The 20,591-nt window shown below is 36.9% G+C and carries 16 protein-coding genes; 6 read left to right on the top strand and 10 right to left on the bottom strand.

The genetic code is table 11. The features are described from left to right. Nucleotides 1-68: 68 nt before the first annotated feature. Both H5084_RS19885 and H5084_RS01025 read left to right on the top strand, forming a co-directional pair. The gene (locus H5084_RS19885; protein ID WP_028868961.1) at nucleotides 69-1,784 is read left to right on the top strand and encodes an ExeA family protein; all 1,716 of its coding nucleotides are present in this window, start codon (nucleotides 69-71) and stop codon (nucleotides 1,782-1,784) included. 7 nt (nucleotides 1,785-1,791) lie between these two features. Beyond that, a complete protein-coding gene (locus H5084_RS01025) occupies nucleotides 1,792-2,583 on the top strand; it encodes a general secretion pathway protein GspB (RefSeq protein ID WP_028868960.1) in 792 nt (263 codons plus the stop codon). 207 nt (nucleotides 2,584-2,790) lie between these two features. Here H5084_RS01025 and H5084_RS01020 read toward each other — a convergent pair whose 3' ends face one another. The 3 genes from H5084_RS01020 to H5084_RS01010 all read right to left on the bottom strand — a co-directional run bounded on the left by H5084_RS01020 (nucleotide 2,791) and on the right by H5084_RS01010 (nucleotide 5,474). Then, nucleotides 2,791-3,390 carry a TIGR04211 family SH3 domain-containing protein gene (locus tag H5084_RS01020; protein ID WP_259396653.1) on the bottom strand — a complete coding sequence of 200 codons (600 nt, stop codon included), beginning with the start codon at nucleotides 3,388-3,390 and terminating at the stop codon, nucleotides 2,791-2,793. A 122-nt stretch (nucleotides 3,391-3,512) separates the two neighbouring features. Further along, on the bottom strand, nucleotides 3,513-4,778 hold the full coding sequence (locus H5084_RS01015; RefSeq protein WP_182689266.1) for an inorganic phosphate transporter: 1,266 nt from the start codon (nucleotides 4,776-4,778) through the stop codon (nucleotides 3,513-3,515). A gap of 15 nt (nucleotides 4,779-4,793) precedes the next feature. After that, nucleotides 4,794-5,474, bottom strand: coding sequence for a TIGR00153 family protein (locus H5084_RS01010; protein WP_028868957.1), 681 nt, complete (start codon nucleotides 5,472-5,474; stop codon nucleotides 4,794-4,796). A 179-nt stretch (nucleotides 5,475-5,653) separates the two neighbouring features. Here H5084_RS01010 and H5084_RS01005 point away from each other — a divergent pair, with 179 nt between their 5' ends. Then, on the top strand, nucleotides 5,654-7,165 hold the full coding sequence (locus H5084_RS01005) for a CYTH and CHAD domain-containing protein (protein WP_028868956.1): 1,512 nt from the start codon (nucleotides 5,654-5,656) through the stop codon (nucleotides 7,163-7,165). Between the two features lie 316 nt (nucleotides 7,166-7,481). After that, nucleotides 7,482-8,627 carry a methyl-accepting chemotaxis protein gene (locus H5084_RS01000; RefSeq protein WP_182689265.1) on the top strand — a complete coding sequence of 382 codons (1,146 nt, stop codon included), beginning with the start codon at nucleotides 7,482-7,484 and terminating at the stop codon, nucleotides 8,625-8,627. A gap of 170 nt (nucleotides 8,628-8,797) precedes the next feature. On the opposite strand, the gene H5084_RS00995 is transcribed toward H5084_RS01000, so the two are convergent. The 4 genes from H5084_RS00995 to H5084_RS00980 form a co-directional block, all read right to left on the bottom strand. Beyond that, on the bottom strand, nucleotides 8,798-9,139 hold the full coding sequence (locus H5084_RS00995; protein WP_028868954.1) for a hypothetical protein: 342 nt from the start codon (nucleotides 9,137-9,139) through the stop codon (nucleotides 8,798-8,800). Between the two features lie 2 nt (nucleotides 9,140-9,141). After that, nucleotides 9,142-9,789 (bottom strand): hypothetical protein, encoded by a 648-nt coding sequence (locus tag H5084_RS00990; protein ID WP_182689264.1) that lies wholly within the window; start codon nucleotides 9,787-9,789, stop codon nucleotides 9,142-9,144. A gap of 120 nt (nucleotides 9,790-9,909) precedes the next feature. Further along, nucleotides 9,910-10,593 carry a PspA/IM30 family protein gene (locus tag H5084_RS00985; RefSeq protein ID WP_028868952.1) on the bottom strand — a complete coding sequence of 228 codons (684 nt, stop codon included), beginning with the start codon at nucleotides 10,591-10,593 and terminating at the stop codon, nucleotides 9,910-9,912. A 13-nt stretch (nucleotides 10,594-10,606) separates the two neighbouring features. Then, nucleotides 10,607-11,020 (bottom strand): YjfI family protein, encoded by a 414-nt coding sequence (locus H5084_RS00980; protein ID WP_028868951.1) that lies wholly within the window; start codon nucleotides 11,018-11,020, stop codon nucleotides 10,607-10,609. 440 nt (nucleotides 11,021-11,460) lie between these two features. On the opposite strand from H5084_RS00980, the gene glnE reads away from it, so the two are divergent. Beyond that, nucleotides 11,461-14,316: a bifunctional [glutamate--ammonia ligase]-adenylyl-L-tyrosine phosphorylase/[glutamate--ammonia-ligase] adenylyltransferase gene (gene glnE, locus H5084_RS00975; RefSeq protein ID WP_182689263.1), complete on the top strand. Its 2,856-nt coding sequence runs from the start codon at nucleotides 11,461-11,463 to the stop codon at nucleotides 14,314-14,316. A gap of 218 nt (nucleotides 14,317-14,534) precedes the next feature. On the opposite strand, the gene lpxL is transcribed toward glnE, so the two are convergent. Continuing rightward, nucleotides 14,535-15,455 carry an LpxL/LpxP family Kdo(2)-lipid IV(A) lauroyl/palmitoleoyl acyltransferase gene (lpxL, locus tag H5084_RS00970; protein WP_182689262.1) on the bottom strand — a complete coding sequence of 307 codons (921 nt, stop codon included), beginning with the start codon at nucleotides 15,453-15,455 and terminating at the stop codon, nucleotides 14,535-14,537. A 321-nt stretch (nucleotides 15,456-15,776) separates the two neighbouring features. On the opposite strand from lpxL, the gene H5084_RS00965 reads away from it, so the two are divergent. Continuing rightward, complete coding sequence (locus H5084_RS00965) at nucleotides 15,777-18,047, top strand: sensor domain-containing diguanylate cyclase (RefSeq protein ID WP_182689261.1); 2,271 nt, start codon at nucleotides 15,777-15,779, stop codon at nucleotides 18,045-18,047. Here H5084_RS00965 and H5084_RS00960 read toward each other — a convergent pair. Both H5084_RS00960 and menC read right to left on the bottom strand, forming a co-directional pair. Continuing rightward, nucleotides 18,039-19,520, bottom strand: coding sequence for an AMP-binding protein (locus H5084_RS00960; RefSeq protein WP_182689260.1), 1,482 nt, complete (start codon nucleotides 19,518-19,520; stop codon nucleotides 18,039-18,041). The two genes, H5084_RS00965 and H5084_RS00960, sit on opposite strands and share 9 nt — an antisense overlap. Then, nucleotides 19,508-20,572 (bottom strand): o-succinylbenzoate synthase, encoded by a 1,065-nt coding sequence (gene menC / locus H5084_RS00955; RefSeq protein WP_182689259.1) that lies wholly within the window; start codon nucleotides 20,570-20,572, stop codon nucleotides 19,508-19,510. The genes H5084_RS00960 and menC overlap by 13 nt, the downstream gene beginning before the upstream one ends. Between the last annotated feature and the right edge of the window lie 19 nt (nucleotides 20,573-20,591).

The raw sequence follows: 20,591 nt of genomic DNA, 5'->3' as shown, positions 1-20,591 counted from the left end.
TATTCATTAAGGCAAGCTGGTTCTCTGATCCTGATCCAATAGGCTCAACACATTGTTTAAGGTTTAAAATGTATCAAGAATTTTTTTCGTTAAAAGAACAACCATTTTCAATTTCTCCCGATCCCGACTTTTTATTTTTAAGTGATCGCCATAAAGAAGCGCTTGCACACTTAATGTATGGCTTACAGGGCAATGGTGGTTTTGTTTTATTAACAGGAGAAGTCGGTACAGGTAAAACTACGGTATGCCGAGCACTGTTAGAGGATATGCCAGCAGAAACGGATATCGCTTTCATACTGAACCCAGCACAAACAGAAGTTGAGTTATTAGCGACTATTTGTGATCAACTCAATATTGAATATGAACAGAGTAGAGCGAGTTTAAAAACTTTATTTGATGCGATCAGTGGTTGGATGTTGAACAATTTAGAGAAAGGACGTAGTGCAATTGTGCTAATTGATGAAGCGCAACATTTAAGTTTTTCAGTGCTAGAGCAATTAAGGTTGTTAACTAATATTGAGTCCAACAATAAAAAACCATTACAAGTTATTTTGATTGGACAGACGGAGCTACAACAAAAACTTAAAGAAAATAAATTACGCCAATTGGCACAACGTATTACTGCACGTTATCATCTATTGCCACTGACTTTGCAAGAAAGTGAATATTATATACAACATCGCCTCAACGTAGCGGGGGCAAGCTATCCTATTTTTGAAACTCGATTATTAAAGCGTATATTTAAATATAGCCGAGGTATCCCACGTTTAATTAATCTTATTTGCGATCGAAGTATGCTCTGTGCATATAGCCAAAGTTCGCCTAAAGTAACGGCTAAAATGATCGATTTAGCGGTAAAAGAAATTGATTTGAGTCTAGACGATGGTCATGCAACTGAATCCGTTAAGCTGTTTTGGCGGTTTGTTTTATTATTACTGTTAACGGGGTTCACAGTCTGGCAAGCACCCAAAATATATCACCATTTTAATCAACCTCAACAAGCCATTGAAACTCTTAGGGAGTTTAGTTTTTCTGACTCATCTGCATCGGTCTCTACATCAATACAAGTAGCAGAAGTTAAAGCAGAACAGCTGCAAACAGAATCAGAAGTTAATGACGTGAGTCTTTTGCCTTCTACAATGACAGAAAGTATAAACTCAGAAAGTGATATTTATACCTGGTTCGATAGTTATCCTGAATTAGACTTAAGCCAGGGTTACTTTGCAAACGCGCTGCAAACCTTATATGCAGTTTGGGGTTATCAAGTTGATTTGGCGGATGCAACCTGTGAACAGGGGGAGGTTGCTTCATTGTTATGTTTTTCTGATAATACTTCGTTACAAAAACTACAGCAGTTAAATTATCCTGCGGTGGTTAAGCTGGCTAGCGATCAAGATGTTGTATATGCAGTGCTTTATAAAACCCAGCAGCAAGGTAAAGCGCAATATGAAGTGTTAATAGGTAAGCAAAAAATATCTGTATCCGAAGAGTGGTTAGAAGAGTATTGGAATGGCGGCCTGACTTTATTATGGCGAACTCCCTTTGATATTAGTAAGCCTCTAAAATTCGGTGAAAAAAGCCAGCGAGTTGTATGGTTAAGCACACAATTAAATAACTTGTATGGTCTGAAAACGACTAATAAACAACGCTTTGATTGGAAGCTCAAGGAACAAGTAATTGAATTTCAAAATGATAATGGGTTAGTTGCTGACGGCATTGTAGGGCGACGTACCTTGATGTTCTTAGTGCAACAAACAGAACCTAATATTCCATCGTTGTTATAGGATCGTTATGTCTACGATATTAAAAGCTTTAGAAAAAAATAAGCATCATCCAGAGACGCTATTGATAGATAAATCAACAGATAAAAATTGGAAATTAGTGGTGGCAGCCGCTTTATTGATAATCGTGTTGTTATTAGTGCTGGTTTTGTATTTATTATTTAAACCAGTAGAGAGTGTGACAGCAAATACTAATCGTGTAACCATCACCGCAAGCCCTACACAAACATCTAGCGTTCAAGTGGTACCTGTTATATCACAACAGCCCAAATGGGTAAGAGAGCCTATTCATGAGGTTAGTGAAATTGATTTCAAAACTAAACCTTTACCCAAATTACAGAAAAAAGCGCTAGTTACGAGTACACAAACTTTTATATCTGCAGAAAAAAACACACAGAATGATAAATTAGAACTTACCACAACAAAAAGTGATGAAGTTGAAAATAGTCTTGCACTAGCCGATGTGCCCAGTGATTTACAGCAACGTTTCGCGTTAGCTGTTGAACTTGAGCAAGGCCAGCAATCAGTACCGAGCCAAGTTGTTAATGATCAACCTGTTGTAGAATCTGACATTACAAAAATGCCGGCACAATTCCAATATCAAGTTCCTGTGATGAGCTATGACTCTCATGTTTATTCAACTAAAGCTAGTGATCGTTGGATCCGTATTAATGGTGTGGATATGCGAGTTGGTGATTATGTTGGAGCGGTTGAATTGGTAGAAATAATGCCTCAACAGAGTGTCTTTCGTTTAGGAAAACAGCGTTTTACTCTAGAGTCATTAAAGGATTGGAAAGGTTAAGTTGATTTCTTTGTCGTGCGCAGTATTGGTCACCTAATAAATAAAGTAGGTATAAAAATCAAAAAGAGTTTGAGAAGCATTGTAGTAACTTTTAAACACTACCTTTTTACAGTCGTTAGCTTTTATTATATGCCTTGTTAGGTGCAACACGCTTACTCTTTGAACCTTTAAGAGTAAGCATGATTATTACTAGCTATCGATTGCCAATTACCAATTATCAGTGCGTTTTTTACGGCGCGGTAAAAAAGGAATAATTAAGCCAATTAATAAACCAAAGAATAAAACACTACCGCCGTACATCAACCATTCCATCTTAATGCGTTCATCTTTAGTCGATTGTAATAAATCTAACTCCATATTACGTTCTTCTAAATCAGCAATGGTATCGCGTAATGCTCTTTTTTCACTATCAAGCTGAGCGATTAAACTATCTTTATCGATAATCGCTTGCTCACTTTCTGTTAATGCTTGTTTATTATCATCGTTAATGGTTTTTAACTTGTCTTGGCTTTCTTGATATTTCTTTTGTAGCTCAGGTAATAAGGATTTTGCTGGTGGTTGCTCTTGAATCTCACCTGATTTTACCCAGCCGACTTTGCCAGTCGGAGATTTGACTTGCATGAATTTTGTTTTGCTATTGTATTTTAAAGTACTGACAGCAGTGCCGACTTCGATTGTACCGATAATGCGGTACTCAAGACTAGGACCTGAATGCATATAAATTGAAAGATTATCACTGACATATTGTGTGGCTGCAAAACTGCTTGAAGAGAACAGCATACATAAGAAAAACTTAATTGATTTCAAAAGAAATACCTTTTTAGCAAATAAATTGAGTGGTCATTCTAAAAGTTATTAAAGCTCAGTAAAAGTAAAAAGAGAACCTAAGCTCTCTTTTTTCGATCAATACATGACTTAATGAGCGTTTATTAAGAAAAAACACTCTTTAAGATGTAGAAAAATACAATTGATAAACCGGCGCCGATAGGCAATGTCACTATCCAAGAGATAACAATATTACGCACAACACCTAAGTTTAATGCAGCGATACCACGTGCCATGCCTACACCCAATACAGCACCAACTAAAGTTTGCGTAGTAGAAATAGGTAAACCGGTACCCGATGCAATTACAACCGTTGAGGCAGCGGCTAATTCGGCGGCAAAACCTCGGCTAGGTGTTAAATGTGTAATACCATTACCTATGGTCGCCATCACGCGTTTACCAAAGATAGCAAGGCCTAATACAATACCAATACCACCTAGTGGTAAAATCCACCATGCAAGCTCTGCTTTTGCTGCAATTTGACCATTATGCTCAACGATACTGACAACCGCTGCAAGTGGTCCAATAGCATTTGCAACATCATTTGAGCCATGTGCAAATGCCATTGCACATGCCGTTACAATCATTAATACAGCAAATATTTTTTCAACATTCGCAAAGTGCATATGTTTGTCAGCTTGTGGATCAATTTTAACGCGATTAATAAAGAATTTACCTGTTATTGCCACAAGCAAACCAATGATCACCGCAGAAACGATGGCTTCCATGGTACTAACATGTAAGCCCACATGTTTAAGGCCCTTAGTTATCGTCACTAATGACAAGATAAAACCAGCTAAAAACATATAAAAAGGTACAAAGCGTTTTGCATTAGCAATAGGATCTTTGGTATTAAAGATTAGCTTTTGCGAACTCATAAAAATGAAATAAGCAATAATCCCTGAAATTAGCGGTGTGATTATCCAACTACCGATAATACCGACTACTTTACTCCAAGTGACACTATCAACACCGACACCAACAGCAGAGAAACCAACGATAGCACCAACGATAGAATGCGTTGTTGATACTGGCCAGCCGAAGTAAGAGGCTATAATTAGCCATAAGCCTGCGGCTAATAGTGCTGCAGTCATACCAAATACGAGCAACTCGGGTTGGTCAATAAAGTAAGCGACATCAATAATCCCTTTACGGATCGTAGAGGTTACTTCTCCGCCTGCTAAGTAAGCACCAGCAAATTCAAAAATCATTGCAATGATAATTGCTTGTTTAATGGTTAACGCTTTTGAACCAACAGAGGTTCCCATTGCATTAGCAACATCATTTGCACCGATGCCCCAAGCCATTAAAAAGCCTACTGCACCAGCAAATATAACTAACATGCTGCCGTATGTGTTTAAAATTTCCATAAAAAGTCCTTAGAGCTACGATCTAGCTAGAATAAGTTCTAACTGGGTGCCGATTAATTCTGAGTGATCGGCTAGACTACCTACCCATTCGAGAATCTTATACAAAAACATGACATCTACAGGTTTGTAATTATCTTCAATGGCTAATAAGTTACGACGAAGTTTGATTTGCAATGAGTCTGTATCATCTTCAATCGTTTCAAGTACTTCTATCATTTTAGTAACGATATCTACTTCACGACCTTTAAAGCCCGTTTCAAGCAATTCATCTAGCTCATTAATTGCATTTTTTGCTTGCTGTATAGCATCTAGGCTGCGTTGTACATAAGCCATAAAATCAACGAAGATTTCATTAGGGATTTGTAATTGGCGCCCAAAAGTACGCCCAGCAATGTCTTTTGCTGTATTAGCAATTTTATCTTGGCGATTAACTAGCTCTAATAAATCAGCGCGGTCAATAGGCATAAACAAACCTTTTGGCAGCGTTAAGCGTAATTCACGTTTTAGCTCATCGGCTTGTTTCTCATATTGAGATATTTGCTTTCTCACAACTTCTGCTTCTACCCAATCATTTTTTGAACATGCTTCAAAAAATGGAAGTAGCAATTCGCTACAAGTCGCAACTTTGTCCATGTGTAATTGGATCGGTTTGATTGGAGATTTTGCAAACACTCCAAATATCGAATTAACTGGCATGATTCACCTTAATTTTTGATGGTTTGGTAACCACATAATGATCAAATAGAACATCTAATATGCGGCGCATGTTAACTTTCTTTTGCACACAATAGAACATCAATTTAGTATAATTGAGGAAATTTTACGATTAAAAATGATCTTGGTTATTAAATGAAGGGCTATTTTAGGTATAAATTATGGAAACAGAGATAGAAATTAAGTTCTTTTTTAATGCGCATTTTGCCGATGAACTATTGGCTAAAATAAGCCAATACAAAGTCATTTCTCATAAAAACCAAATGCTATATAACGTTTATTTTGAGACTCCTCTGCGTGCGCTAAGAACCATGGATATGGGATTAAGAGTACGTCGAATTGATGACCAATGTACGCAAACGATTAAAACCTCTGGTCGAGTGATAGGGGGCTTGCATCAACGACCTGAATACAATGAACCGATAGAAGGGTTGCAACCAGAACTGTCCCGATTTAACAGTAAAATTTGGCCAGAAGATTGTAATATAAATCAATTACAATCACAGTTATCTCCTTTATTTAGTACTGATTTCAATCGTTTACATTGGTTGTTGGAAATGCCTGATGGGACATTAATTGAAGTCGCTTATGATTGTGGGAAAATTATTGCTACGCAAGGCGAAGCTGATATTTGTGAAATTGAATTAGAATTAGTGAAAGGTGATGAATCTAAATTATTTGTTTTAGCACAAGATATTGCCTCATTACCGCAAGTACGTTTAGGCAATGTAAGTAAAGCTCAGCGTGGATATATGCTCACAGAAGGAGCTGATTTTGTCGTTAAACCAATCGACTTTTCTACTTTAAATCATGATATGAATTTACAAGAAGCGATGTCAGTAAATTTTCAACATGGTTTAAAACATTTGCAGTATCATGAAAATTGCTACCTTGAAGGAGGTGATTTTAGCGCCTTAGTGGAGTTGCAAAAAAGTATTATGTTTTTACATCAAAATATTCATCTTTTTAAGGAAGCTGGCGTCTCTTTTGTCGGTTGTGCTTGGATTGAAGACCTACAATGGCTTGCTAGAAGCTTTTCATGGGTAGATGAACGTTTAGTTTTTAGAAATTTATTAGAGAATAAAGCTTACTATATTCGAAAATTACCGAGATTAAAGCAATTACAGAAAAAACTACGTTTAGCTGATCAGGCGCTTCCAAGCGAAGAAGATATTTTTAATATGTTGCACAGTTCTCGCTATTGCCACTTTGTTTTAGGGTTAACGGAATGGTTAATTCAGCTTGAAAAAACACCACAAACTGACGAGCAGCCAGTATCATTACTCTCTTTTTCTGATACTGCATTAACCGAGGGATGGTCTAAATTAAAAATAGCATTATCTTCTGAACCCTTACTAAGTATTGACAAACTACTCGCACACCAAGGGTTGCTAGCGGCAAACTTAATGACAGGGTTTAGCTTTGGTAATTTATTTAGCACGGAACGAATTGCTGAGTATTGTTATCCATGGTTAGATATTTATCAGGGAATTCATGAGTTATCGATGCTTGATACTATATATGAAGTAGCTCTTGATGAAGAAAGTAGCGAAACGAAAAATGAATATCTCAAGTGGGTTAAGCGTAAGCAATATTCTTTATTAAGTGCGATTGAACAATCTAAACAACGTGCACTATTAAATGAAATGTATTGGATTGACCCTGATAATTAAACCAAGTTCAAGGTAACTTGAACGACCCCATTATTACTTCCTTTATTTTTTAGGTTAACTGATTGAAGCTATAAATAGTTATTGCTTCAATCAGTGCTTCCAAAACCCATGTCTTTTTTGTATGAAATAAATACAATTTTTTCTGTTTATATTTCAATGATGCACAATAAGAAGCCAAGGTTAGATAAATAATAATAAATGTGCTTTTTTAACTATAATTGAGTAGATTTTGAAAATATTTCAACTAATATTTTTCGATTACAATTGATAGATTACTATCCCTCTTCCTTTTTCTTTTATTAAATCGAGTTAATATATGGCACAAGTACAGTTAAATAGCTTAGAAAAAAAATTAGTTAATACGTCTTCTCTGACCAAAGGTCTTATTCTATTTTTCCTCGGAGCATTGTTTATATTAGTTATTAATCAGTTTTTTGTGGTTAATTTAGTGGCTACCTTTATTGTTGTCTTTTTATTAGTTTTAGTCGTGGTATGGCAACATTACTGTAACCATAAGCAACTCGCAGTTTTGCAACAATATCTTCAAGACCCTAGTACCTCAAAACCAGAACAATTAGAAGGGGCTTTCTCTCAGCTTTATCTCGTTGCAAATAGCCAGATTGAAGAGGCTACAAAGTATAGTGAAAGTGCAGCTGGTACCTTGACTCAATTGCATGAAGTGACTGAACAATTTGGTGCATGCATGGAAGTTATCAATGAATCCGTGGCTGAAGAGTTTGAGCAAATAGAGTTACTAGCGACGGCAATGAATCAAATGACTACTGCCGTAAAAGAAGTAGAAGGTAATGCAGAAAGTGCCTCAACTTCTACCTTGGAAGCTACAAATGTCGCTGAAGAAGGTCGCAGTGCTGTTGATGCGACGATCACTTCCATTAATTCATTGTCTAAAAATATCGATGATTCAGCAATTGCCGTTAATAACGTAGAAAGTAAAGTTGAGAGTATTGGAAGTGTGGTTGACACGATCCGCAGTATATCTGACCAAACCAACTTATTAGCCTTAAATGCAGCGATTGAAGCTGCACGCGCCGGTGAATATGGACGTGGTTTTGCGGTGGTTGCTGATGAAGTTCGAAGCCTTGCCAAACGAACACAAGATGCGACAGTTGAAATTCAAGCAATGATCGAACAGTTACAAAAGAGTGCACAACAAGCTGTTGGTTTAATGGATAGTAGCGTTAAAGAAGCTGAAATTGGGGTGAAAGAAGTGACCAAAGCGGGTATTAAACTTTCTGACATCGTTGGTAAAGTAAATCATATTTCTGAGCTAAATTATCAAATAGCTTCTGCTGCTAAGGATCAGGCAACAGTTGCTGAAGAAATCAATAACAGCTTGGTACAAGTGAAAGAAACAGTAGAAGGTTCTGTGGTTGTATTGAAAGAAGTGACTGATATGACTAAAGAAATTTATGGTTATACGGTGCTTTTAACCAAAGTTTAATATTGCTAAACACTATATAGGATTATTTTTTGGCTGAGATGTTTGTTGCACAAAGTTACTGGTTATAAACCTATAACCAGTTGATTGCTAACAAGTGCAGTTGCTCTGTAGTCATGTACCCTTTACCATTCAAGGAGCTAAAGCCTTTTGATTGGTAAAGAGTATTGTATTTATTTTTCTTTAAAATATTCACTGTTAGAAGCAAATTTAGTTAACTCCTCGATCACACATTTTTTAATATCTAATTGGTTTTCGGCTGAAATATTATAGCGTTGCCCCAGTTGCATATAATCTTCTGTACTTAAGCTAACTGTTAAACGTGGGCGTTTAGGCTTTTTGTGTGTGGTTAATTCTAATAAGTCTCTGATCTTTTCTGAAGGGCTGATCCCTTCATCTAATGCGCTACGGCGAATGCTATATTGCAGCTTGCTATCCATATCGAAAGCTATTTGTACTGCTTTGACAACTTTTGCTGATTGCTGCCATTTTTTAGGTAATTCACCATTTGGCATGTTTATTCTCCTTTGATCCATAATTCTGCAATATCACTTGCAGGGCGCAAGCTTGATAAATATACATCGGTATCACCATTCTCAAAAATAAAGATTTCTATCTTACGTAAACCTTCATTACCTTCTAGTGAATAATATTCAAATTCTTGGCTATGTTCCTGATCAGTATGTTGTGGTGGTTTACTGTCCCGATAATCGGCTTGATGAATGTAACCAGATGTTGAAAAGTCTTGTTGAATATATTCCGCGGCTAACATATCTGCGTAAGCGTGTTGTTTGGCTGTCGGTATTAAACGGGCATTACCAGGGGCTTCAAAAATTTCAGAAAAAGCATCCATATCAAATAAAGCTTCTACTTCAGCACGTGTCAATAATAGGCTGCACTGCATAAGGTTTTTAGGGTTTTTAGGGAAACTCAGATAAACCAATTTTTGATCACTACCTTGCGCAATCAATTGTACATAATGCTGATGTTTAAATTCAATGGTAATGACGTCGTTAACTTGTAGCTGTTGTTTACGCATTACTTCAGGTAATGCAAAACTATCACCGAAACAAAAAATATCACCCATTAACAGCTGATCAGGTTGATTCAAAGCACGTGTTGGTGTCGTTGCTTGTTTACTAAATAACGATTTTAAAAAACGCATAAATATCCTTTAGCAAATATGTGATGGTAAGCGTTAGGTAGATGCAAAAAAACACGACTGCCTAAGCAAGTCGTGCTTTATTGTTATAGTAACTGTATTAGTGATGTTTCAAAATATAATTTATTTATTTTTTAATCGATCTAATACTGATTGCGCACTATTTTGTTGAGCGCCAATGCCAGCATCTTGCAGTTTATTTTTTAACGATTGGTCCGTGTTCTCAGAGGCTAATTGCTCTGCTGCCTGCAGCTTATCATCAAACATTGCTTGTTTTTGTTTGATTCGTTCTAGCGAATCTTTGGCATTTAATAATTTAGAGTTGCTTGCAGTAAAGTTATCTGAAATTGCAGACGTCGCTTTTTGTACACTCTCAGTGGTTTTTACCATGGTTAACTGGCGTTTATATTCAGTTAATTTGCGCTCACTCTTTTTAATCAATTCTTTTAAGCGATCAATACTATTTAAGAAACTTTCATTTGCTTGTTGTTGATCTGCTGCATTACTTTCAAGTTCCGCTATTTTTTCAGCGACTTCAATCGCTAACGGTTCATTGCCTTGGTTTAGCGCTTGCATTGCGTAACCTTCATGCTCTTTGATGCTGGCTTGTAATTGCGCTAATTCGCGAGCTGTTTGCATTTGTTTAGCCATCACAGTAGTCAAATCACGTTTGGCAATAGTGATATGTTTTTCTGAATCACGAATTTCTTGAGCAAAAATTCTAGTCGAGTTAGCATCTACAATTGCTTCACCAGCTTCAGTTGCACCACCACGTACAGCAGTGATTATTTTTCTAAATATGTTCATTTTAAACTCCGAATTAATTTAAGTAGCTATCCATTTCACTGATCACTTCAAGGCTGTTATCGCTTAGTGTAACCAATTCAAGCTCTATATCTTCTAAGCTTGAGTTGATTGATAGCGCGCCAAAGACAACATACTTGTCTTCGACTTTAGCAAAAGAAGAAAGCGGCATAGGAATGTTCATTTCTAACATTGCTTCCATCATATTTGCTCTAAGTTCTGATTTAATTTCATCTTCACCCCATAAATAGGCAATACATAAAATTTGGTTGTCACTGATAGAAACAAAAATAGGGATCTCTTCGCGGTCAATAATCTCTACTTGTAGTACATCTATTTCACCATTGATTGGCGTACAGTCAAAATTGAAGCCCGTTTCGGTATCGTCTGCTAATTTATTTAAATGGGTAGCAATAGTATGAATATTCATCGTGTTCCTTAACCGTGTTTGACATTAAATGTCATGTGAGTATTAATTTAGTAGCCAAGTCATTATATGTCAATGGATTTCTGCGTTTATTTTCGTCGTTTTACTTAACTCGGTGTGAATGCTGTTATTAAAGTCTACTCGTTGTCACTATCTTAGTCAGCTAATTATCTATGTTAAATCGTTGCTAGTGTGATAATAATGGCGCTTTAAAAGCACTTTTCAATGACTATCATTGTAAAAATGTAGAGTAGGTTTGTCATGGTGAGCTTTAGGGCTGATTATTGCGTCATTAGTAATATTTTATTCTGTGCGTAGGATCATGAATTTTAGACTAAGGATCAGCTTATGATGCTTTTTTTACCTCACTTTTTATTTTCAGGAAGGTAAACTCTATCAAAGTAGCGCCTTCCTCAACCATCGAATCTTATTGTGAGTAATGTATGTCTTTATTAAACGAAGTAGCACAAAAATATATACAGCAACTTGGTGAACGTTTTGATTTATCGAGTTTAAGTGAAGATCACACTCAGCAATTACATGAAGTCTTTGCATTAAGTGATTTTGTTGCTGAATCTTTAATAAAGCAACCAACTCTTATTCCCTGCTTATTTGAAAGTAATTTATTAACTACAGCGGATCGTACTGAACAACTGATAATAGAACTAAAAACTGCTCTGTCAGAGATTGAAAATGAAGGGCAATTACACCAAACATTACGTTTTTTTAGGCGCAAGCATATGGTGGTGATTGCTTGGCGAGAGCTCTTAAACCTAAGTACTTTACAGGAAAGTTTTATCCACATTTCATTATTAGCTGATCAGTTAATTTTACAAAGCTTAAATTGGTTATATCAGTTGCAATGCCAAGAGCAAGGTACGCCAATCGGGGAGTCAGGAGAGCAACAAACCATGTATATTTTTGCCATGGGTAAGTTAGGTGGTAAAGAACTCAACTTCTCTTCTGATATTGACCTTATCTTTTCTTACCCTGAACGCGGCCAAACCGAAGGCGGGAGACGGGTTATTGAAAACTCTGCATTTTTCACTAAATTAGGGCAACGTTTAATTGCAGCATTACACCAAATAACCGTTGATGGTTTCGTATATCGTGTGGATATGCGTTTACGTCCTTTTGGTGAGTCTGGACCATTAGTAACAACCTTTAATTCTATTGAAGACTATTATCAAACTCATGGTCGAGAATGGGAACGCTATGCGATGGTCAAAGCGCGTGTTTTAGGCAAAGAAGGAGCCTATAAGCGAGAGCTTGAAGCGATGCTTAGGCCCTTTGTATTTAGGCGTTATATTGATTTTAGTGCCATTGAATCATTACGAAAAATGAAAGCAATGATCAGTGCTGAAGTTCGTCGTAAAGGTTTAAAAGATAATATAAAATTGGGTATGGGCGGGATCCGCGAAATTGAATTTGTTGCTCAAGCCTTTCAGCTTATTCACGGTGGAAGGGATTTGCAATTGCAATGCAAAGGGTTACAACAAACCTTAAAAGTGATTGCAGAAACAGAGGTATTGCCGGCGGATAGGGTTGCTTGTTTATTAGATTCATATCATTTTTTACGTGCAGTGGAAAATGTATTGCAGCAAATTGGCGATCAGCAAACGCAGACCTTACCGAATAACGAATTAGATAAGCTACGCTTAATTAAAGTCATGAAGTTTGAAGACTGGGAAAGTTTTTATGCACGCTTAAATAAAGTAATGGAAAACGTACATAAGGAGTTCAATTGGGTTATTGGAGAATCTGATGAGCAACAAAATGAACCACAAGAAGAGTTTGTTGAATTGTGGGAGTTGCAGCTTTCTAGTGAAGAAATTGAGCCTATTTTAAGTAAACATATTAAACAAAGCAGCAAGTCCGCTAAGCAGGTTGCAGCATTTTCAAAAATGATTGTCTCTTTAAAAGAAGATATTAGTCGCCGTCCGATTGGCCCAAGAGGACAAGAGACAATTGATAAATTATTACCAAGAATTATTGCTTTAACTTGTGCCTTTACTCATCCGGACAGTCTTTTTGAACGCATTCATCATTTGATTTTAAATATTATGCGCCGTACTGCTTATTTGGAGTTATTAAATGAAAATGAGGGGGCTCTAAATCAGTTATTGAAATTATGTTCAGCCAGTCCTCGAGTGTCAGCACAGTTGGCACGCCATCCTATCTTACTGGATGAGTTGTTAGACCCTCAAAAACTCTATCATCCAACTGAGTTAAGTAACTATAGAAGCGAGTTACAGCAGTTTATGCTGCGTATTCCTGAAGAGGATATGGAACAGCAAATGGAAGCGTTGCGTCAATTTAAACAGATGCAATTTTTACATATTGCCACCGCTGATATTGCAAAGGGGATTAAATTACCCCAGGTAAGTGATCATCTAACTTGTTTAAGTGAGGCTATTCTTGAGTATGTGGTGCAAATAGCTTGGGCTCAAATCACTGAAAAATTTGGTATACCAAGTAATGTTGCGGACACTGACCGTAAGGGGTTTGCTGTTATTGGTTATGGTAAAATGGGCGGTTTAGAGCTTGGCTATGAGTCAGATCTAGACGTGGTATTTTTACATGATACTAATATATCAGGAGTAACCAACGGCTCTCGTAGTATCGATAATCAGTTATTTTATTTCCGTTTAGCGCAACGTATTATTCACTTATTTAGCTCTCGTACTAATTCTGGCATCTTGTATGAAATAGATATGCGTTTGCGTCCATCTGGCGATTCTGGGGCGCTTGTCGCAGGTATGGCTGGGTTTCATCGCTATTTAAAAGAAAATGCATGGACATGGGAGCATCAAGCCTTGGTCCGCGCTCGCCCAGTGTTTATTGATAGCATTATGCAGCAAGAGTTCACGCAAATACGGGCAGAAATATTAAGTCAAACGCGAGATCAACAGCTGTTAAAAAAAGACGTATCAGAGATGCGTGCTAAAATGCGTGATCATTTGAATCGTGCTGAAAGTCAGGAATTTGATCTTAAGCAGTCTCCTGGGGGGATGGTCGATATTGAGTTTATCGCACAGTATCTGGTGCTAGCTCATGCCAGTGAGTTCCCTGAGCGTTTAACAGAGTGGTCGGATAATTTGCGCATTTTTGCTGCTTGCGAACAGCTTGGGTTATTAACTGAGTTGCAAGCAAAACAATTAATCGATGCCTACTGCCATATTCGAGATGCGGCCCATCGTTTAAGCTTGGGTAAAAAGAAACGTATTACACATATAGATCAATTAGTCGAAGATCGTAATGCTGTCATTGCCGTATGGGAGCAGCTTTTTTTGGACTAAGTCAGTGTTTTTTTTGGATTAAGCTAATATCTTGTTTTAGATTAAATTAGTAGCTGGTTTTTGGCACAGCTAATGTTTTTAAAATAAATCAAGACACAGAGGGATCGGCGAACTAAGAGGGATAAAAATAAAGGCGAGATTGCTTTGTAACGTAACTCGCCTTTATTCGTTTATTTAACCTCAATTCTGGTTAAATCAAGCTTTATTCACAAGTGCTATTAATAGACCGAAGGTTCTCCCTCTGGTCGGGTCTTAAAGCGACGGTGTAACCACATATATTGATCATCACACTCGCTAACCATGCGCTCTATCTGTTGATTAGTATAAGTGGTATCAGCCTTTAAATCCTGGCTTGGAAAGTCACTTAACGCCTCATAAAAAATTAACTCATAGCCCTCTGAACCAGGTAAACGCTTTAAAAATACTGGAATAACAACACTATTTTTAACGCGAGCTAACGTACTTGTGCCAGATACTGTGTTGGCATTCTCTACATCGAAAAAGGGTGCAAATATACTGCTTTTGTGTCGACCATAATCATGGTCGGGCGCGTACCATAATGCCTGTCCAGTTTTTAATACGCGTAACATCGCTTTAAAATCTTTGCGATCTAGCATGGCTTTATGCTCTCGCATACGTCCCCAGTAAAACCAATAATCTAAGACTTCGTTACTATTTTTTCTATACACTGCATAACTTGGGTGAATCAAGCCTAATGCACGTGCGCCCATTTCTAAAGTTAAAAAATGTGCGCCCAAAAAGATAATACCGTTACCTTGTCGCGTAGCTTTTTTTAGATGTTCAATGCCTCGCACAGTTAGTAAACCGCGTACACGCCAACTTGGCCAAAACCAAGCCATTCCCATTTCTAATAAAGCAATACCAGTATTTTCGAAGTTAGTTTTTACTTTCTGATCAACTTGTTCTGGTGTTAGTTCAGGAAAACATAATTCAATATTACGACGTGCAGTATGAAATCGATTTTTAGCAAAAGGGATCGCTAGTCGCCCTAGGTATTTACCAATATTCAATATTGTTGAATAAGGCAATAATGATGATAAAAAGAGAATTAAGATCCCTATCCAAGCTAACCAATATCTTGGGTGAATAAAGCTAGATTTTAATTTGTAAATATCCATAAACTGCTCTCTGCTATCGGGGAGGTATGATTCTAACGAATAATATTAGAAATACCTATTATGTCTTTGCATCTTATTGTGTTGATTAGTCTTTTGTCATTACTTTTGTTGAAGGTTAAGCTTAATAGGCTTTTAGCGAAAAATATTGAAGTATTTTTAGCCATTTGTACTTTTTATAATGATGCCGTTATCATCTGTTGTTAAAGAGTCATTACCTGACAGTGGTTTAATTGCTTCGAAAACACCCTTAAAATATCAACTGTGCCTAGTCTAATTGATATATACTCATTATTAATTTTTGTATATTTATTTGGGTTTACCATGTTGAGAGCAAAGCGTTTCCACTCTTCTGACTTTATTTTTGTGGTACTCATTGTCATCTTAATCACTTCTATTTTTCTGTTCATGTCCAATGATCAAAGCCAAAAACAACAACGTCAATTAGTTGAGCGTGCAGTATACAATAGTTACGTCTCTGCATTAGCTCAAGTGAAGTCTAATGCTAGCTTACTGTATACTTTACAATATCATAATGAAGCGATTTTACCCTTAATAGAAAAGGCAAATAACAATATAAACGCCCCTCAAGTTTTAGCCTCGATTAAGCAAAGCTTGTATGAAAAATTACATCCTTTATTTCGTAGCAGTCTCCAATATTTTGAACATCAACAGGTGTATCTCAGTAATGGTGAATCGTTGTTAACATTGCAAAAATTTACAGAACCAAGTAATAAAAATAACGTCGACAATACAACCTTGAGAAAGGTATTACAAAGTAAAGAGGCGTCATTTGGTTTGTCCTTGAAAAATGGCCGTTATCTATATAGCTACTTTTTTCCTGTTTTTAATCGCAATAATAGTTTCATCGCAGTGGTAGAAATTGCTATGCCATTAACTGCAATGAAACAAATATTAACTGCAACTAGCGAAGTCAAATCGCAATATTTGTTAGCAAAAAGACCACTCTTATCGACCCAACAAAAAGCTAAGTTATATCAAGAAACGGCCTTTTCTGATGCTTTTTATATTGGCATCAACGAAAACAAATCAAACTTTGCATTGGGACAGCTAAGTGCGGCTAATTTGGCGCAATTAAAGCAGAGCTTAAGCCTAGCAGAAGAAACAAAACTAATGCAATTGAAACGCTTTTCAGTCAATACTCGTATTGCAGGACAAGATGGCATTGCTGTTTTTATGCCAGTTCATGATACGCGTGGTTATGCGGTAGGTGGCGTATTCACTTTTTCTCCGATGATGAAGTTGTATATTTCGCAATCTGATCGATATGCGATCACAGTTATTCTATTATTGATGTTGCTATTAACGTTAGCGTATGCCATTAGAAAGTGTATGGCTCTGAGTCGGTTGCAATTACGCTACCAGTGTTTTTTAGATGGTTTACCTTTCCCTATTTTTGTTAAAGGCTTTAATAATGAATATATTGTTGCTAATAAAGCGTTTTATCGTTTCTTTAATCTTACTAGAGCGCAGTTATTAGATAAAAAACAGAGTGCAGCAATTGAACCTGAGGCCTTAACCATGTCTATTGCGGATATTAATCAAGCCGGTGGTTGCATTGAAGTAGAACCCGAGAAATTAAAAGAAAATGATCCTTCAAGTTATAAGATTTTCTATTATGCAAATTCGCAATTGAGTAAAGAAATGATTGGTTATATTGGTTACATTAAAGATATTAGTGACCGTAAATCACTCAATCAATCTTTAAAATCATCCGTATTCGATCAAACGCAATTTATGGATTTATTACCATTAGGCGTGCGTATTTTTAACCTTCAAGGACGCACTACTTTTGTCAATAAAGTGTTGGCACAATTAAGCGGGCATCAAGTGGATGATTTATTAGATACAGACTGTGATGCTCTATTTACGTGTTTGCAATGTAATAAAAGTGTGTGTCCTCTACTAAAAACTAAGAATACAGAGCAAGTGCATCGCATAGAAACTATTAAATATACTGCAACAGGCGAGGCACGAACCTATGAAGTTATTCAGCATCCCTATTATTCAACAGAAAAACAAATTCAAGGGATTATTGAAATCACCCGTGATATTACCGTTGATAAATCTTTATTAGATAAAAATTATGAATTGATGCTAACCGACGAACTAACAGGCTTATTAAACCATCGTGGTATTGTCAGTGCCGGAGAAAATTATTTCCGTTTAAGCCAACGTGCTAACAAACCTTTCTTTGCTCTATATATTGATGTCATTGGCATGACTAAGGCTAATTTAGATCATGGTGAAGCAGAAGGAGATCAATTATTAATATCTTTTGCAAAAATATTGACTGACACCTTTAGAGAAACCGATTTAGTAGCGCGTATTGGTGGCGATGAATTTGTTATTTTAATGACAGATAGTGAATATCATATTACTGATACTGGGTTGTTTCCTCGCTTAGACAATAACGTTAAAAAGTTTAATTCAAGCTCCATTAGAAAAAGTCGTTTAGTGATTGATACCGGAATTGTTGAGTATAAAAAAGAAAATCATACTGATTTACTGTCCTTAATCAATGATGCAGAACAATTGGTATATGAGCATAGTATCAAACGTACTTTAGGTTAGTCCTTGCTTACTTAAGCTGTCTGTGAAAACTTGTTTGGGTACTTTTAATGCTTGGTTATTTGCTAATTGCAAAGGCCAAGCAAGATAATGATCTGGTTGTTTATAACCGATCAGTTGTTGGCCAAGGTAATGTTTAAGTTGCTGACAATCTAGATCAAATTGAGTCGAGTCTGAAAATAATACAAAAAGGGCAATGCGCTGCCCATATTGTTGATCCTTGGTGGGACAAATATAAGCTTGTTTAACACGACTATATTGTAAACATACTCGCTCTATCTCTTCCGGCTGAATATTTTCGCCACCACTAATAAATTGCCTATCTTTACGCCCTATAATGGATAATTGATGTTTGTTCAGAGTTCCTAAGTCACCACTTGCAACCCATTCTTCTGCTGCAATTTTATGTATTGCATTATCTTGGAAATACCCAATAAATCTTGTTTTGCCAGCAATATAGATTTCACCTTTGTGTATCTTTATTTCTCTATATGGCAAAACCTGCAGCTGACTACTGTTCTCTGAGGTGGCAACTTGCGAGGCCATTTCAGTACTGCCGTAACTTAAGTGATAGTGAAACCCGCGTGCGGCTAACGCTGCTAGGTGTGCTTCTGAAAAAGCACTTCCACCTAATAAAACATGTTTGATGCTACATTGCTTGGCGTTAAATAATGAATCTGCCAATAAGCGGATCAATTGCGTTGAAACTAGGGATAAGTGTGTGATCCTGTGTTGCTGTAATAAGGCAACTGTTAATGGAGCCGTTGTTAGATGTATGCATGCACCTGCAATAATGGTTCGTAATACCGTTGCATAACCACCAATATGAAACAGTGGTAACGATAATAAGTTGTGGTCCTGTGGGGCAAGAGGGATCAGCATTTGTGAGCCCTGTGCGCTGAAAAAGTGATTACGATAATTATGGACAATAGCTTTAGGAAAGCCACTGCTACCAGAAGTAAAAATAATATTACAAGCTTGTTCTGGTTCAATCAGTAAAGGTGCGAGCTTTACTGCAGAAGAAGGGATATTTGTTGTAATAGAATATGATGCCTGTTGGTGCAGATTTGATAGCAGTAATTCAAAATCTATCTGTAATTGAGGTAACGAGGCAGATAGGAAATCTGTAGCTTGCGCATTCTCAATCCAACAGTAAGGTGTATTTAATACTGCCAACCTTTGTGCAATCTCAGTAGCGGTAAAACGCGGATTTAGCGGACAAAATAGCCAGCCTGTTCGTACGCATAATAATTGCATTAATAGCAACTCAATGCTGTTACTGGCGACACAAGCAAGTCTGATCATTGACGGTTGAGTGTTTAGGTCAATTTGTGTCAGTAGTTGCTCTTGCAATGCGCATAATAGTTGATCTAACTGCTGATAAGTGATCGACTGTTGATCATATTGTAGTGCAGTCAAGTGACTATGGTAAATAGCATGCCAGCGAACGGGGCAGTGGTTAATTAATAATGCCATATACAAGTTGCCTGAGATGTCATGAACCTTTGTAAGTCTAAATTATCTTTAATAGCATGACTTATTTCAGGTTGGAAGGCGTGTAAGGTGTCTAAGCCTAAGCTGACCTTTAATTGAGTTTGTTGTTGCCATTGCTTTGCTAGATAAGCCAGCTGCTGCAGAGCGATCGGCGATTCAAAACTCGCACTGATGCTAAGACTTAATTGTTGCTGTTGTGCGTGTGTTAATAAAGCTTGAATATGAGCAGGATAGCCAATCAAAGTGGGTTTGATGATCAATGCTTTAATGCAGTTACTGGTAGGCAATGCATGGCATATTAATAAGCTCTCATCTAATGCAATAGAGACCTTAAATTGTGTTGAAATAGATATATTATCCTCAATGGAAAGCGTTGGTTCTTCAATATAATCAATACATTTGCAGTCAATCGTTTTTAGAAAATCGATATATTGAATTGCAGTCCATTGCTGATTGGCATCTAAGCGTAGCTGAACAGTGGGGTTAAGTTCAATAAGGCTTTTTATCACTTTGATATCCTCTGCCACCGATAAACGCGCTACTTTCAATTTTACTGTTGCTGGATAATTTAGCTCTCTATAGCGCTTGATGATCTCGTTTAGGCTACCTTGTAATAAAGGGATGGTAATTAAGGTAATATCTTGCGCTACATTACGTGTTTGTAATGCCCAAGGAATGCGTTGCTGTAAACAAAATAAAGCAAAGCTGACACTCGGTAAAAAAGGCGTTGTCAAATGTGCTTGTTGATGATTTGTTTGTTGTTTGCACATGTCTTGATTGGTTGCAGTTCGTACTTTTAAGGCATTGATTAGTTGTGTTTGACATGCTGCAAGCGTTTCTTGGCTAAAACCAGGCAATGGCGATACTTCACCAATATAATCTTGCCCATGTGGGTTGTGTTCAATTAACCACAGTCCTTCACGGGTGTTTAAATGATGAGCTTTAAAATTGATGGTTTTTTTAAGGGGCAATGAAAAACGGTACAAGCTTAATTTTTTATTTGAAAAATCAAATAGTTGATCAAACTTGTCCATTGTTGTCCTTTTCTAAATT

The organism is Psychromonas sp. SR45-3 (genome assembly GCF_014163575.1).
Lineage (GTDB): Bacteria > Pseudomonadota > Gammaproteobacteria > Enterobacterales > Psychromonadaceae > Psychromonas > Psychromonas arctica.
The sequence above is the reverse complement of the archived record's forward strand: the minus strand, read 5'-3'. Positions and strand labels throughout refer to the sequence as shown.